12 protein-coding genes are annotated in these 15,745 nt (G+C 58.9%); 6 read left to right on the top strand and 6 right to left on the bottom strand.

Features of this window, described 5'->3' with window-relative positions; genetic code table 11:
- Positions 1-113 precede the first annotated feature (113 nt).
- Positions 114-419, top strand: a complete 306-nt coding sequence (locus BLU63_RS03245; protein ID WP_010462574.1) for a DUF2288 domain-containing protein — start codon at positions 114-116, stop codon at positions 417-419.
- A gap of 298 nt (positions 420-717) precedes the next feature.
- Here BLU63_RS03245 and BLU63_RS03240 read toward each other — a convergent pair whose 3' ends face one another.
- On the bottom strand, positions 718-2,913 hold the full coding sequence (locus tag BLU63_RS03240; RefSeq protein WP_077749561.1) for a hypothetical protein: 2,196 nt from the start codon (positions 2,911-2,913) through the stop codon (positions 718-720).
- A gap of 198 nt (positions 2,914-3,111) precedes the next feature.
- Here BLU63_RS03240 and BLU63_RS03235 point away from each other — a divergent pair, with 198 nt between their 5' ends.
- Entirely contained in the window at positions 3,112-4,017 is a 906-nt protein-coding gene (locus BLU63_RS03235; protein ID WP_167362269.1) for an NAD(P)-dependent oxidoreductase, read from the top strand.
- Here BLU63_RS03235 and BLU63_RS03230 read toward each other — a convergent pair.
- Positions 3,970-6,180, bottom strand: a complete 2,211-nt coding sequence (locus BLU63_RS03230; RefSeq protein ID WP_083374873.1) for a putative bifunctional diguanylate cyclase/phosphodiesterase — start codon at positions 6,178-6,180, stop codon at positions 3,970-3,972. The two genes, BLU63_RS03235 and BLU63_RS03230, sit on opposite strands and share 48 nt — an antisense overlap.
- Before the next feature lie 131 nt (positions 6,181-6,311).
- Complete coding sequence (locus BLU63_RS03225) at positions 6,312-6,677, bottom strand: YkgJ family cysteine cluster protein (RefSeq protein WP_042932325.1); 366 nt, start codon at positions 6,675-6,677, stop codon at positions 6,312-6,314.
- A gap of 358 nt (positions 6,678-7,035) precedes the next feature.
- Here BLU63_RS03225 and BLU63_RS03220 point away from each other — a divergent pair, with 358 nt between their 5' ends.
- Positions 7,036-8,385 carry a spinster family MFS transporter gene (locus BLU63_RS03220; protein WP_083374872.1) on the top strand — a complete coding sequence of 450 codons (1,350 nt, stop codon included), beginning with the start codon at positions 7,036-7,038 and terminating at the stop codon, positions 8,383-8,385.
- A gap of 179 nt (positions 8,386-8,564) precedes the next feature.
- Here the strand turns inward: BLU63_RS03220 and rapA are convergent, their stop codons facing one another.
- Positions 8,565-11,411, bottom strand: coding sequence for an RNA polymerase-associated protein RapA (rapA, locus tag BLU63_RS03215; protein ID WP_010462562.1), 2,847 nt, complete (start codon positions 11,409-11,411; stop codon positions 8,565-8,567).
- 218 nt (positions 11,412-11,629) lie between these two features.
- Here rapA and BLU63_RS03210 point away from each other — a divergent pair, with 218 nt between their 5' ends.
- The 3 genes from BLU63_RS03210 (at position 11,630) to ccoM (ending at position 12,463) form a co-directional block, all read left to right on the top strand.
- Complete coding sequence (locus BLU63_RS03210; protein ID WP_010462560.1) at positions 11,630-11,971, top strand: hypothetical protein; 342 nt, start codon at positions 11,630-11,632, stop codon at positions 11,969-11,971.
- Positions 11,972-12,043: 72 nt separating this feature from the next.
- A complete protein-coding gene (locus BLU63_RS32980) occupies positions 12,044-12,205 on the top strand; it encodes a hypothetical protein (protein ID WP_007935839.1) in 162 nt (53 codons plus the stop codon).
- Between the two features lie 144 nt (positions 12,206-12,349).
- Complete coding sequence (gene ccoM, locus BLU63_RS33605; protein WP_010462558.1) at positions 12,350-12,463, top strand: cytochrome c oxidase subunit CcoM; 114 nt, start codon at positions 12,350-12,352, stop codon at positions 12,461-12,463.
- Positions 12,464-13,095: 632 nt separating this feature from the next.
- On the opposite strand, the gene BLU63_RS03200 is transcribed toward ccoM, so the two are convergent.
- Positions 13,096-14,571, bottom strand: a complete 1,476-nt coding sequence (locus tag BLU63_RS03200; protein ID WP_010462556.1) for an inorganic phosphate transporter — start codon at positions 14,569-14,571, stop codon at positions 13,096-13,098.
- 376 nt (positions 14,572-14,947) lie between these two features.
- Positions 14,948-15,148: a hypothetical protein gene (locus BLU63_RS03195; protein ID WP_007935837.1), complete on the bottom strand. Its 201-nt coding sequence runs from the start codon at positions 15,146-15,148 to the stop codon at positions 14,948-14,950.
- Between the last annotated feature and the right edge of the window lie 597 nt (positions 15,149-15,745).

Genomic DNA, 15,745 nt, shown 5'->3' with positions numbered 1-15,745 from the left:
CAGCATTCCCTGGCTTTCCTGCTCTTTTCTTTCGGTGACTCAATTGCATCCGGGTTTTTCTGCCAGACCACCGACGTTATCATTCGCGTCGATTTCTTTTCCGGACAGTGCCCATGAATGAAGAACCTAGCACCCTCTATGCCAAGCTGCTTGGTGAAACCGCATCTATTACGTGGAAAGAGTTGGAGCCCTTCTTTGCCAAGGGTGCCCTATTGTGGGTCGATCCCGGCCTGGATTTGATCGCTGCTGCCCAAGCTGTTGCGACGGATGAAGGCGAGAAAGTGGCTGCCTGGCTGGCTGCCGACAAGGTCGCCAAGCTGTCTGAAACGCGGGCGCTGGATCTTTTTGAACGCGACCCGCAGCTGTGGGCTGTGGTGGTTTCGCCGTGGATTCTGATCCAGGAAAGGGCGACGAGCTGACTGTCCGCACTTTATTGGTGCGCCTGGCGGGCGACCAAAAGTGTGTAGGTGAGTAGCGTGATGGCATGTTGCCGTAGAGAAAGGCCACAGAAGGGTCTTGGCGAGGGTGACGTAAACGTAACGGGAACAGTTTATTGAGCAGCCTTCGGGCTGCTTAATTGTTTCTGGATGTTGGATTTTCCGGTGAATCCGATGCCGCCATCGCGAGCAGGCTCGCTCCCACAGTTAACCGCGTTTCTTCAGAAGAAATGCGGTCCCTGTGGGAGCGAGCCTGCTCGCGATTGGGCGCGACGCGGTTTTAGAAGGTTTTACCGGTATGGTTATTCAGCGAAATAACCTTGGTCTTGCCAATCCGGTGACGGTAGATCTCACGCAGGTACTTGATCGCCTTCTTCACGCAGTCGCGCGACAGGCGAATGTCGTTGATCGAGACGAATTTGTCCTTGTCGTTGATCAGCTCGCGGTACTTCTTCTCGTACATCGGTTTGATCGCGTACCAGTTGGTGTCGAGGATCTTCGCCGGGTTCTCGAACTCGTTCAGCAGATCGTCGATCAGGTCTTCGTCGAAGTCTTCATTGATGATGAAGTCGAGGATCGAGTTATCCAGGGTGTCGTCGAAGCGGTACGGGTTCTTCGCGAAGCAGCGCTTGATGAAGGCCACGATCAGCGTCAGGAAATCGTCCGACAGGCACGGGCTCTTGGCGATCAGGGTGGTCAGCGACAAGTTGGCCGAAGCGCCGATCACCAGGGCATAACGCTTGAGCGTAGTGTTGGGGAACAGGCTGTTGAGGTGGGTCTTCAACCGGTTCAAGTCCATGTAGGACAGCTTGTAGTCTTTCGGCAGCGAGACAATCGACACCACCGACGAGCAGTTCTTGAAGAAGTGCAGGTCGTGCAACGCGGCCGCGTCATAACCGGAGTTCTTGTACTGCTCCAGCGAGGCCCGATAGCGCTTGGACTCGATCGGCAACAGGCTGATGCCTTCGATCGCCTGGGTCACTTTGTTGAAGTGCGGCAGGTCGATGGAACGGAAGAACAGGTCGTCGATGTTCAGACGCTGTGGCTCTTTCTCGAACACCTTGAACTTGTCGCTGCTCGGCGGCGGGGTTTCCGGCACCACGGACTCGGCGTAGGCAATCGCCACCGGGCCGGCCAGGCTCATGAACAGGTCGTTGGCGTCGAGGCGAATGGTTTCGCCGATGTCGATGCCGGCGCGACGGAAATAGTTCTGGTCGTAGTCAGTCGTGACCGCCTGCGCCGTCAGAATGTTGAAAATCTGCTGCGAGATGTATTGGTTGGCGTGCTTTTCCATCGCGTTGACGTCGATGTTCTGAATGTTGCCGTCATCGCTTTCTTCGGCATACCGCATGATGTCGTTGGAGATCAGCATCATGGCGTTCCATGGGCGGATCCGGCCCATGACGCTGGCCTCGCTGCTGTCTTCGTTGGCGAAGTTATAGGAGAAGTCCCACTCTTCCGACAGGTATTTGCACAGCAGGCGACCGGCGTTGATGTGCAGCGCCTCGGACATTTCGCTGCGGTGATCGGAAATGTTCGGCAGCACGCAGATGCCGCTGGTGAAGATCGGCTCGAAGACGAAGGAGTGACCGCTCTTGCCGTCGTGCTCATCCATCGGCTTGGTGTCGAACGTCTTGTTCATGTACGAGTGTTGCTGGGCCAGGCCGAATTCCGAGGCCATGCCCGAACCGGTACCGCCGCCGGCACTGAAGATCGAGAAATACAGGCGCGACTGGTTGGCCTTGATCCCGCAGCTGTCGATCAGGTACGAGTGAATCATTTTCCAGTCCGGGCTGGAGAAACGCTGGGTGTCCTTGTTCAGGATGATCTTGGCCAGGTACTGACCGAGGATCGGCGCGTTACCGGCGCCACCGGCGTGGACTTCCGACAAGTCCATGATCTTCATTTTGCTGTAGTCGCGCAGGAAGCCACTCTTTTCGCCCTTGCGCGAGAAACGGATGCGACCGGCGATGTCTTTGTCCAGGTCGCCGAGCATCACCAGCGGCTCGACCAGGAACACCGGTTTGGTGGCCTTGTTCGGCCCCAGGCGCAGGTTGTTGCGAATCCACTGCGCCGGGCTGTAACCCTTTTCGGCGTAACGTTTGTCCGGCGACAGGCGGTCTTCGTTGTTGAATTCGTTGAGGTAGAACTTGCGGGCGTTGTACACCAGCTCCGCGACGTCCAGCGCAATGTTCGATCCGCAACGTCCCAGGCCGATCAGGCACACCGACGGGAATTCCTGATCGCTGTGCTGTTCGTTGTCGCCTTCCAGGTGCGGTGGGCGCGGGAACACCATGTCGCGCAGGCCATCGAGGTTATCGAGGATGCGGTCGGTGTTGGTTTCGGTGAAATACAGGTATTGCTGACTGGCCAGAGGACGTGACGGGATCAATGGCTTCGACGATGAGGGGCTGTTCGCCGCGGGGCTCAGTGTCAGGTCGGAAACCGTAGTGGCCGGATTATTTTTAGAGGTCATTGGGCGCCATGTACCTGGGCTGGTTAGCTCGGCGACACGGTGTCGTCGAACCTTCACGGAATAGGAACTCGCGACTTTTTTAGCGCGTATTTTGCCCAAGCGTCAGGGACTAAGCCTGAGCGTCGCTCGGGGGAATCCTTTCCTTAGTCATGATGAATCGGCCAATATTCTGCGATCTTTAATCAAAAAGAAGGCTAAATGATGTCAACGCTACCTTCGTTGAGTTTTGCCGGAATCGGCCTGATGGGCTTGCCCATGTGCCGCCGCCTGTTGGCGGCGGGGTATCCGCTGACGGTGTGGAATCGCAACCCGGCCAAGTGCGCAGCGTTGGTCGAGGCCGGCGCCCGGCAAGTGGCGACAGCGGCCGAATTGGCTCGGCACGCCGAAGTTGTGATGCTGTGCCTGGCGGACACGGCGGTGGTGCGCGAGGTGGTTTTCGGTCCGGCTGGCATTGCCGAGGGGGCGAAAAGCGGTCAGTTGCTGGTGGACTTTTCCAGTCTGGAACCGACGGCGACGCGGGACATGGCATCGGCGCTTGTCGACCAATGCGGCATGCGTTGGTTGGACGCTCCGGTGTCCGGCGGGGTCGTCGGTGCCGAGGCCGGTAGCCTGGCTATTATGGTCGGCGGCGAAGCGGCAGACCTTGAGCGAGTCAAGCCGGTGCTGTTGAACCTCGGTCAGCGGGTGACTCACATGGGCGGTGTCGGCGCCGGGCAGGTGACCAAGGCCTGCAATCAGATGATCGTTGCCTGCAATGCACTGGTGATTGCTGAAGTGGTGGCACTGGCCGAGCGCTCCGGGGTTGACGCCAGCCTGATCGCCGAGGCGCTGGCGGGAGGGTTCGCTGATTCAAAACCGCTGCAGATCCTCGCCCCGCAGATGGCCGAGAGTCGTTTCGAACCGGTGAAGTGGCACGTGCGTACGCTGCTCAAAGACCTCGACACCGCGGTGAAATTCTCCCGCGAACAGGGCTCGGCCACGCCGATCAGCGGATTGGCCGCACAACTGATGCGCCTGCATGGGGGGCAGGGCTTTTTGGAAAAGGATCCGTCGACGTTAGTGCAGTTGTACCGTAGCCAGGCTCAGAGAACTGACACTGCGTGAATGTTTGCGCTGATTGATTTCGGCCAGCACCGCAGGCAGCTCGGCCAGCGGTACCGGGCGGCTGAGCAGGTGGCCTTGAACCAGGTCGCAGCCCTGGCGTTCGAGAAAGTCATGTTGCTCGGGCGTTTCGACGCCCTCGCTGACGACCTGTAAATGCAGGGTGTGGGCCATGATGATAATGGCGTGGACGATTTCCATGTCCTGGGTGGCCTTGGGGATGTCCTGAATGAACGAGCGGTCGATTTTCAGTGTGTTCAGCGGCAGGCGCTTGAGGTAGGCCAGGGATGAATAGCCCGTGCCGAAGTCGTCGATCGAGAGCGAGACGCCGAGAGAACGGATCTGCTTCAACAACGCCAGGGTGTTGGCGAGATTGCCCATCAGCGCGTTTTCGGTGACTTCGAGTTCCAGCCGTTGTGGTGACACTCCGGCGATGCGCAGGGCGTTTTCGATTTCATCGGCCAACTCTTCCCGGGCGAGGTTCAGCGGCGAGCAGTTCACGGCGATCTTGAGTTCTTCGCGCCCCTGGCGAGACAGCACTCCAAGATCCTCACAGGCCTTGTGCAATACCCAGTTATCCAGTTCGTTGATCAGGCCGTTGGCCTCGGCAATGGCAATGAACCGATCCGGTGCCAGCAACCCGTGAACCGGGTGTTGCCAGCGAATCAGCGCTTCGAGTTTGGTGACCTGGCCGCTTTTCAGGTCGTAGATCGGTTGGTAATAAAGGATCAGACCGGCGTCGTTGCGCAGGGCGTACCGCAGTTCTTCTTCGAGTTGCAGCTCCAGCGTGGCACGGTTTTTCATGTGTGGACTGAAAAAATGCAGCCCGTTGCGCCCGCAGCCCTTGGACTGGTAAAGCGCCAGGTCGGCGTTTTTCAGCAGCTCCTCGCAGGTCATACCATCTTGCGGAAAAACGCTGATGCCGATGCTGGTGGTCATGACCATGCTGCGGCCGGACAGCTCGACGGGCTCTTTCATCTTCAGCATGATGCGTTGGGCCATGCTCCGGGCTTCTTCAAGGTCATGCAGCCCGATGAGGATGCAGAACTCGTCCCCGCCGAAGCGCGCCACCACATCGTCATGGCTGCGTACCGAATCCTTGATATGGCTGGCCAGGACCTTGAGCAATTCATCGCCGGCGTCATGGCCCAGGCTGTCGTTGATCCGCTTGAAGTGGTCGATGTCGAGGAACATCACGGCAAGCATCCCGCCTTCGTTGGTCTTTTCGAGCAGTTTTTCGGCGAAAATCTGATTGAAGCCGCGGCGGTTGATCAGGTTGGTCAGCGCGTCGTAGTGCGCCACCTGTTGCAGCGACAAGCGCGCCTGATCCAGTTGGCTGAGCAGGATGTTGACCCGCTTCAGGTCGGATTCCTTGTGTTGCAGCTTCTTGTCGGCCAATGCCGCGCTGATGCTGCTGCCGATGATCAGCAAGGTCATTACCGCCACCGTCAGCCCCAGTTGCAGGTGGGTGTTGTCGTCGGGCAGTGGCTGGGGGCTATCGATGGGAAGCACCAGGTTGAGCGCCGCCATGCCAGTGAAATGCATGCTGACGATGCCGGCTCCGAGCACCAGGCTGGCGGTGTATTTGAGCAGTTGATGAACCACGCCGCTGCCCTCGCACAGGTGACGGGAAATCAACAGGGCCGCCAGGCTGGCGCCAATTGCGATCACGATAGAGAGCGCGAACAGGGCAGGGTTGTAATAGGCCGTCGCGTAGGAGCGCATCGCGGCCATACCCACGTAATGCATGGTCGCGATACCCAGGCCGATCCATACCGCGGCCCGCAGTGTTTTCCAGAAAGTCAGATGAGGATGGCTGAGGGTATGCATCGCCAGCCAAGAAGCTGTCAGTGCAAACAGCAACGAGATCAGGGTGACGGGTAACTGATAATGGATTTCGATCGGGGCCTGGAAGGCCAGCATGCTGACAAAGTGCATGGCCCAGATACCGCCCGCCAGACACCCGGCACCAACCCAGCGCCATAGTCGTTGGGACGCCGCTTTCTCGGCGTGGCCGATCCGCTCGGTGATGTCCAGTGTGGCGAAGCCGGTCGCACAGGCGACCACATAGGCCAGCAACACCAGAAAGGGGTTATGGGTGCAATTGAGGATGACCTGGCCAGTCTCAGGCAGTTGAGTCGTGAAATATAAAGCTGGCCACTCCATCGGACGCCTCGTATTTATCCAGCCGACACCATGAACCCTGGCGAATGTCTTGGAGTATAGAGGTCACACAAAGAGTGCAAACGGTAGTGGCACATTGCATTCGAACATTTTGTAATTACAGGCGCCGGTATTCAGGCGATCTGCTCATAAGGGAACTCGAATTCCGGTTGCAGGGCCGGCAATCCGAACGCTGCCCGTGCCGCATCGCAATCCACATTTGCCTCGCCGTTGGCCCAGGAGGCGTCGAACTCCCGACAGGTGCTGGAACGTTGGTCGTAAATCGAGCATTGCACGGTGCTGCCGACTTCGCCGACCAGCCCGACGCAGCGAGTGGGTTTGCAGTCCGTGCCCAGCATGGCCACCCGGCTGGGGCTGATGGGGGCGACTAGCTCGTCAGGCACCGTTCCCCCGGCCGAGGTGCATTCACCCCAGAAAAAAGACACGCGAAAATGAGAACAGCAGGCACCGCAATTCAGACACGGACTGGCTTCGGACATGGGCGATAATCAAAGAGGGATAGGGGATTGGTGGGGCAGGCAAGGCCGCTATTCTAGGCTTCGCTTTGAACTTGGGAAGGGGGCGAAAAAGTATTTTTTCATGTGACCAATGGCGAGAAATACTTGCCTTGCAGAATCCCTTGTGGGAGCGAGCCTGCTCGCGAAAGCGGCGGATCAGTCACCCTCTGTATTGAATGTGCCGGCCTCTTCGCTAGCAGCTCGCTCCCACAGGTTTGGATTTGGCTCCATGGGTTGATATCAGCATTACGAATAATTACAGACAGCTCCGGCGGGCCTGTCTAGATTGGAGGTTCCGGGGACAGCGAAGCCCCAATAACAATAAAAGAGACGGACCCCCATGCAGAACTCGACCCAAGCGGCGAATGCCTGGCGCATTCTGTTCCTGCTGTTCCTGGCCAATCTGTTCAACTTCTTCGATCGCACCATCCCGGCCATCATCATCGAACCCATCCGCATGGAATGGCACCTCAGCGACTTTCAGCTGGGGATCATCGGTACTGCATTCACCATCGTCTACGCCATTGCCGGCTTGCCCCTGGGGCGCATGGCCGATACCGGTTCGCGCAGCAAGCTGATGGGCTGGGGCCTGGCGGCGTGGAGCGGTCTGACGGCGGTCAATGGGCTGGTGGGCAATTTCTGGGCGTTCCTGATCGTGCGCATGGGCGTCGGCGTCGGCGAAGCCAGTTACGCGCCGGCCGCCAACTCGCTGATCGGCGACCTGTTCCCGGCGCATCGTCGCGCGCGGGCCATGGGCATTTTCATGCTCGGTCTGCCACTGGGCCTGCTGCTGGCGTTCTTCACCATTGGCGCAATGGTCAAAGCGTTCGATAGCTGGCGTGCACCGTTCTTCATCGCGGCGGTGCCAGGGCTGATCCTCGCGATCTTCATGTTCTTCATCAAAGAGCCGAAGCGTGGCGCGGCAGAAACCGTGCAGGTCTCGCAAGAGAAAGTCGACAAGCCGATCCGGCGAATTCTGGCGGTGCCGACCTTTCTTTGGCTGGTCTTGGCCGGGTTGTGCTTCAACTTCGCTACTTATGCCTGCAACTCGTTTCTGGTGCCGATGTTGCAGCGTTACTTCCTGATGCCGTTGCAGGAAGCGGCGGTGGCGACCGGCGTGATCGTCGGCGTGACCGGTTTGTTCGGATTGACGCTCGGTGGCTGGGTCGCCGACAAGATTCACCAGCGAGTGGCCAATGGGCGCCTGCTGTTTGCGGCATTCAGCCTGATCATCTCGACGGTCTGTACCGCGTGGGCGCTGCATGCCGGGCGGATCGAGATCGGGGTGTTCGTGGCAGTGTTCAGCGTGGGTTGGCTGTTTGCTTACAACTTCTATACCTGCGTTTACACGGCGATTCAGGACGTGGTCGAACCGCGCTTGCGGGCCACGGCGATGGCGCTGTTCTTCGCCGGGTTGTACTTGCTGGGCGGTGGTTTGGGACCGGTGGTGGTGGGTGGTTTGTCCGACCACTTCGCGCACACGGCGATGGCCGCGGCAGGCACCGAGCAAATGACCGAGGCATTCAAGGCGGTCGGCTTGCATGACGCGATGTACTTGATCCCGGTGGCGCTGTTTTTCACCATGGTGTTTCTGTTTTTGGCTTCGCGGTGTTTTGTTCGGGATTCGAAGCGGATGAAGGAAGGGTTGGTCGCTGTGGGTGAATCTGATGTTGCAGTGGCGACTGCATAATCGCTATCGCCTGCAGGCTGGCTCCTACATTGGATCTACAGCGTTAACAAATCCCCTGTGGGCGCTAGCCTGCTCCTGCTAGCGATGCGGCCATCAGCATCACTGCATCAAATTTCAGGCAATAAAAAAGGCCCGCATCACTGCGGGCCTTCTTGTTTTCAGCGGTGGAGCGGGGCGGTTTAACCCGCCACCAACACCCGAATCGCTTCCAGCCGCAACGCGGCTTTATCCAGCATCGCCAGACCCTGCTCGCGTTGTTTGCGCAGGGCAACCAGTTCGCTGTCGCGCACGGTCGGGTTGACCGCTTGCAGTGCGGTCAAACGTGCCAGCTCTTCGTCGGTATCGGCCGCCAGACGACGTTGCGCTTCGGCAACCCGTTCGGCGTGACGCGGGAAGATCTTCTCTTCGCCGGCGTTGATCCGTGGCGTCAGTTGATCGCGCTGAGCCTGGATGAACTTGTTGGCGCTGGCGCGGGGCACGCTTTCCAGTTGATCGTTCAAGGTTTCGAACGACACCCGTGCCGACAGGTCGTTGCCATTGGCATCGAGCAGGCAGCGCAGGGCGGCCGGCGGCAGGTAACGGCCCAGTTGCAGCGAGCGCGGCGCAACCACTTCGCTGACGTAGAGCAGTTCCAGCAACACGGTGCCCGGTTTCAGCGCCTTGTTCTTGATCAGCGCCACGGCGGTGTTGCCCATTGAACCGGACAAGACCAGGTCCATGCCGCCTTGCACCATCGGGTGTTCCCAGGTGATGAACTGCATGTCTTCGCGAGACAGCGCCTGGTTACGGTCGTAAGTGATGGTCACGCCTTCGTCGTCGCCCAGCGGGAAACTGGCGTCGAGCATTTTTTCGCTCGGCTTGAGGATCAGGGCGTTTTCCGAATGGTCTTCGCTGTCGATGCCGAATGCGTCGAACAGGGTTTCCATGTAGATCGGCAGGGCGAACTGATCGTCTTGTTCGAGAATGTCCTCGACCAGCGCATCACCTTCGCCAGCGCCGCCGGAGTTGAGTTCCAGCAAGCGGTCACGGCCGGTGTGCAACTCGGCTTCCAGGCGCTCACGCTCGGCGCGGGCTTCGTCGATCAGGGCTTGCCACTCGCCATCGTCGGCGTTTTCCAGCAGTGGCAGCAGGCGCGGGCCGAACTGATGCTGCAAGGCGTTGCCGGTCGGGCAGGTGTTGAGGAACGCGTTCAGCGCCTCGTGGTACCACTGGAACAGCCGTTCTTGAGGGCTGGTTTCCAGATACGGCACGTGCAGTTCGATGATGTGCTTCTGGCCGATCCGGTCCAGACGACCGATACGCTGCTCGAGCAAGTCCGGGTGGGATGGCAGATCGAACAGCACCAGGTGGTGCGAGAACTGGAAGTTACGACCTTCACTGCCGATTTCCGAGCAGATCAGCACCTGTGCGCCAAATTCTTCGTCGGCGAAGTAGGCCGCGGCGCGGTCACGCTCAAGGATGTTCATGCCTTCGTGGAAGACCGTGGCCGGAATACCGGAGCGCACACGCAGGGCGTCTTCCAGGTCCATGGCGGTTTCAGCGTGGGCGCAGATCACCAGCACTTTGGTGCGTTTGAGCATCTTCAGCTGATCGATCAGCCACTCGACGCGCGGGTCGAATTTCCACCAGCGTTCTTCTTCGTTGGCGTCCGGCTGGGCCTGGAAGCTGACTTCCGGGTACAGCTCGGCGTGATCGCCCAGCGGCAGTTCGAGGTATTCGTCCGGGCACGGCAGCGGGTACGGATGCAGTTTGCGTTCCGGGAAACCCTGCACGGCGGCGCGGGTGTTGCGAAACAGCACGCGGCCGGTGCCGTGGCGGTCCAGCAGTTCGCGGACCAGGCGGGCGCTGGCTTCGATGTCGCCATCGTTGACGGCGGTCAGCAGCGCTTCGCCTTCGTTGCCGAGGAAACCGTGAATGGTCTTGTGCGCTTCCGGCGACAGGCGCCCTTTGTCCAGCAGCTCCTGAACGGCTTCGGCCACCGGGCGATAGTTTTCGCTCTCGGCGCGGAAGGCGTGCAGGTCATGGAAACGGTTCGGGTCAAGCAGGCGCAGGCGCGCAAAGTGGCTGTCCTGACCCAGTTGTTCCGGGGTCGCGGTCAGCAACAGGACGCCGGGAATGACTTCGGCCAGTTGCTCGACCAAGGTGTATTCAGGGCTGGCCTTGTCTTCGTGCCACACCAGGTGGTGCGCTTCGTCGACCACCAGCAGGTCCCAACCGGCGGCGAACAGCGCGTCCTGGGCCTTTTCGTCGTCCACCAGCCACTCGAGTGCAACCAGCGCGAGCTGGGTGTCTTCAAATGGGTTGGCGGCATCGCTTTCGATGAAGCGTTCTTCGTCGAACAGCGCGACTTGCAGGTTAAAGCGGCGGCGCATCTCGACCAGCCACTGGTGCTGCAGGTTCTCCGGCACCAGGATCAGCACGCGGTTGGCGCGGCCCGAGAGCAGTTGGCGATGGATCACCAGGCCGGCTTCGATGGTTTTGCCCAGGCCCACTTCATCGGCCAGCAGAACCCGCGGCGCAATGCGGTCGGCGACTTCACGGGCGATGTGCAACTGGTGCGCGATCGGTTGCGCGCGTACGCCACCGAGGCCCCAAAGCGCGGACTGCAATTGGCGGCTGGTGTGTTCCAGGGTGTTGTAGCGCAGGGAGAACCAGGCCAGCGGGTCGATCTGCCCGGCGAACAAACGGTCACTGGCCAGGCGGAACTGAATGAAGTTCGACAGTTGGGTTTCCGGCAGGGTAACCACTTCGTTCTGCGCGTTGAGGCCGTGGTAGACCAGCAGGCCATCGACGTCGTCGACTTCCTGGACGGTCAGCTTCCAGCCTTCGAAGTGAGTGATGGAGTCGCCCGGCGAAAACCGCACGCGGGTGAGGGGCGCATTCCGTAGCGCGTACTGGCGAGTCTCGCCAGTGGCCGGATAGAGCACGGTCAACAAGCGGCCGTCCTGTGCCAGAACGGTGCCTAAACCCAGCTCGGCTTCGCTGTCACTGATCCAGCGTTGCCCCGGTTGATACTGCTGCGCCATGCTGCCTGACTCCCACCTTGAAAAAGCGGGCTATCTTAACGGAATGAGGGCTTCAGGGCCAAAGGACTCTCATAAAAACTCGCACTCTTACGTTAGCCCAGCGACGCGATGCTTGCAGGTCGGGGCACCAATTGGTGCCAAACCGGTCACAGTTTGCGACCGATGGCTCAAGTCGCCATCCCCGCAGCCGACAGCCTGCTGACAGGAGACTAATAATTATGCTGCCACCGATGCTCCCTTTGAGTGCCGTGCCGATCACGTCACAGCAGGACCCGATCCGCCAGCGCCCGGATATTCCGCCTGTCGTGCCGGTGCAGGAAAGCTCCAACGAAAACACCATCGACCTGCAACAGCGAGATCCCGAAGAAGCGGCTTTTCAGCTGCGCGAGGAACAGCGGCGCAAGCAGGAGCGGGAACGGCGTCGTCGTGAGGCTGATGAAGATCCGGAAGAGCATCTGGCGATTCCCGGTAACGAGCTCAATGCCGACAATACCGTGCCGGTGGCGCCGTTGATGGAAGATCAGCCGCGCCAGGGGTTGTGGGTCGATATCCAGATTTGAGGTTGTGGCTGGTCAGCGCTGCCGTGAGACCGCATTATTGTGACAACCCTGCCATACGATGTACTGAGCACCATGAGCCAAGACGACAAGCTGATTGATCTCAATTCCGAACGCGCCAAGCGGGTTCATGACCTTAATGAAAAGCGTCTGAATGAAGTGCGTCAGGCGTTTGAGCAGGCGATGCCGTTGGGTAAAGCCAAAAAGAAACCGAAGAACAAGCCGAAAAAGCGCTGAAACACCCTGCATCCGTTGATGCAGGTCAGTTATTTCCCCTCCTTTACGCCCTGTCTTGGGCGACATTGATCCTGGTCAATTTTCTCTTCTGCCTGATTGGTTAACTTAGCCCTATCGCAACAGGGCAAGTGCAGGAGAGCCGTCATGTTTTTCGACAACGTGGTGATCGCAGGGGTGCTGACAGTTGGCCTCATGGTTCTGTTTTTCGCAGGGTTCGGATTTTTTATCTGGAAGGATTCGCATAAGCGTAAGCCGTAGTTCTTTCTGGATGTAATGAGCACGCAAGGCATTTTGGGCAACTTCGGTTGCCCTTTTTTTCGCCTGCGATTTGGTAATGGGGGGGCTGTGGGAGTGAGCCTGCTTGCGAAGGCGGCCTGATAGCCGACCTGTCTCTGCGTGGTGTACATATCCATTCCTGCGGTAATGGCCGCTTATGGTTTCGCCCTTACGGCGACTCACTTTTTTTTCAAACGCCAAAAAAAAGTAAGCAAAAAAAGGCTCGCCCCGAACGTCCGGCCCCTCGCCTAGGCTCGGCGTTCCTTCGCTCCGGCATTCATCTGGGGGCATCGCCTCCGGTCGGCTTCGCTTCGACCTCCTCTCGATGTGTGCGGCTTCGCCGCACGGCGCTACGCGCCCCCCCCCAGATGAACGCCTCCACTCCGCCTCCCGAAGGGGCGGGCAGATCAAGATCAAAAGCAGGCGAGCTAACGCTCGGCCTATTGAGTGGTGAGAAGCGTTCGGTGGGCAACGTCCCACTGTAGGAGCGAGGCTTGCCCGCGAAGGCGTCCTCACGGCCAACCATCTCTTTCAACAGACCCGGCAATGCCGGACTGCAGGCCATAAAAAAGGCGCGAACCTTACGGAACGCGCCTCTTTGTCGCAGCCATGTATCAGCTGCCCAGTGCCTTCGATGCCAGCCAGAACAGGCCGGCCGACAAGGCCACTGTCGCGGGCAGGGTCAGGACCCAGGCCAGCAGGATGGTTCTCACGGTGCCGCCTTGCAGGCCGCTTTTATTGGCGACCATGGTGCCCGCCACACCCGAGGACAGGACGTGGGTGGTGGAGACCGGCAGGCTGAAGATGTTGGCCATGCCGATCAGGCTCGCGGTGGTGATCTGTGCCGACATGCCTTGGGAGTAAGTCATGCCCTGCTTGCCGATCTTCTCGCCGATGGTCAGCACCACGCGTTTCCAGCCGACCATGGTCCCCAGGCCCAGGGCCAGGGCGACCGCCAGAATCACCCAGAACGGGGCGTATTCGGTGGTGGTGGTCAGGTCTTTGCGCAGTTTGTCCAGGTCAGCCTTTTCACGGGCAGCGAGGCCAGGCAGCTTGCCGACTTTCTTCGCCGTGTCATCCAGGCAGAGCAGATAGCGACGCACTTCGATGCGGCTTTCCGGCGACAGCGAGTGGTAATCCGCTACACCTTTAAGGGTGTCGAGGAGGGCGGTGATGGTCGGTTCGGTCTGTTGCGGGTTGCAACGGAATTTCTCCGGCAGATCGCCTTCCACGCTTTTGCCCAGGGCCAGGTACTCGCCCAAGGTGTCGGCGTTACGCTTGTAGAACTGGCTCAGGTGCAACGTCGCATCGCGGGTCCGTTCGATCTGGTAGGTCGTGCTGCCCAGGTCGAGAACGAACTGCGCCGGCACGATACCGATCAGCACCAGCATGATCAGGCCGATACCTTTCTGGCCATCGTTGGAACCGTGCACGAAGCTCACGGCCATGGCTGAGATCACCAGCACCAGGCGATTCCAGAACGGCGGGTGTTTCTTGTCGTCGATCTTGCGGCGCTGTTCCGGTGTCTTGTGCATCTTCGACAGAGGACGCCACCATTTAAGACCGATCAATATCAGCGCTGCGACCAGGAAACCCGCCATCGGCGAGAACACCAGGGACGCCCCGATGTCGATCGCTTTCTGCCAGTTCACGCCATCGGCCAACGCAATGTCGTTGATCAACGCGTTGGCCAGGCCGACACCGAGGATCGAACCGATCAGCGTGTGGGAGCTGGAGGCCGGGATACCGAAGTACCAGGTGCCCAGGTTCCAGGTGATGGCGGCGGCGAGCAGCGAGAACACCATGGCCAGCCCGTGACCGGTGTTCACATTGATCAGCAGTTCTACCGGCAGCAGGTGGACGATGGCATACGCCACGCCGACACCGCCCAGCAGTACGCCGAGAAAGTTGAACACACCGGAAAAGAACACCGCCAGATGAGGCGGCATGGCTTTGGTGTAGATAACGGTGGCCACCGCGTTAGCGGTGTCATGAAAGCCGTTGATGAACTCGAAGGCGAGGACAAAGGCCAGGGCGAGCAAGAGGCTCACAAGCACCCAAGCATCAAGTCCGCTGAATAAATCGATCATGAAGGTTTTCTGACCCGGTCATAAGGGGGCGCGATTATGCCAGAAAAGACTGCAAATCGATGCACTAGGTGCTCATCGGTAACATTCTTCAACGAATTAATTTGTGACGATGGCCTATCGCCGAGGTTTTTACCGGGTTTTGCAAGTCATTGAATTCAGATGAAAAGGCCGCAGCCACAAGGGTTTCTCTCGTGAGACCGAGAGGCTTGAACACTTGTGTGAAATATCTGAGAAGAGGGTCAGGCAAGTGCCATTTGCCTCATCCGTAGGGTGAGGTGACCGCTGCCCGCTTGTAGCGGGCGCGAAAGGCATCATCAGAACACCCCGCTTTTAACGGGTGCCGATGCAGACCCTTGAAGGATTCAGGCCGAGGTATTCAGGGTTCTTCGGCTTTGAGTTCCTTTTCCATCTTCTGCAATTCCTGGGTGAATGCCTGATCCTGAACGGTGGCGCGTTTACGCCAGGGTTTGCGTTCGGGTTCGGGCTGAGCGGCGTAGGTGGTGACTTCCCCGCCGTAAACTTCCTTGTAACGTTGTTCCTGGCGCTCAAGTTCCGCGCGCAGTTCGTCTTTCGTCACAGTGCTACCTGTATGAGTTGAGATAAATTCTGGTGAAACGCGCTGCATGGAACCTATTGACCACACCCGTCGAAAGGCCAATACCCGATAAAGGCATCGTTTCTACGGCGTGCGAAAAATACTTCCATGTTGCAGGCGGCCACGGCACCAGAGAAAAACAGCTGACGTAGCATCAGTTACCTGTTTCAGCGAGCGCGTTGGCGGAGCATATGAAATGAGCGTCAAGCGCTTGCTGCAGGCAGCGACGATAGAATACCGGGCTGCCGGATAGCGGGATCGGCACGTAAAAACCGCTTCGCCACTGAGGTGCATTATAGCGGTCGATCCGAAGAACACTATCGCTTGAGAGTTAAAAGTAGTTCTACCTGTGTGATTGTTTTGTTACTCACAACTTTCAGAGGTAACTAGGGTGTGGGTGATGTCACAGTGCAACGATGTCTTTCTGACGCCATAAAGTCGAACAAGTTAATCCCACTACATCAGCCCTTAATCAGTAAAGAATAAAAGCATGTTGCGGGCGCTGCGCAAATCAGCGCGCGCAGGTAGCCATCGCCTGTGAGGTCGATTGCGATTATCGGTCGATGGTTCGATAATCGC

The organism is Pseudomonas mandelii, assembly GCF_900106065.1.
Lineage (GTDB): Bacteria > Pseudomonadota > Gammaproteobacteria > Pseudomonadales > Pseudomonadaceae > Aquipseudomonas > Aquipseudomonas mandelii.
The sequence above is the reverse complement of the archived record's forward strand: the minus strand, read 5'-3'. Positions and strand labels throughout refer to the sequence as shown.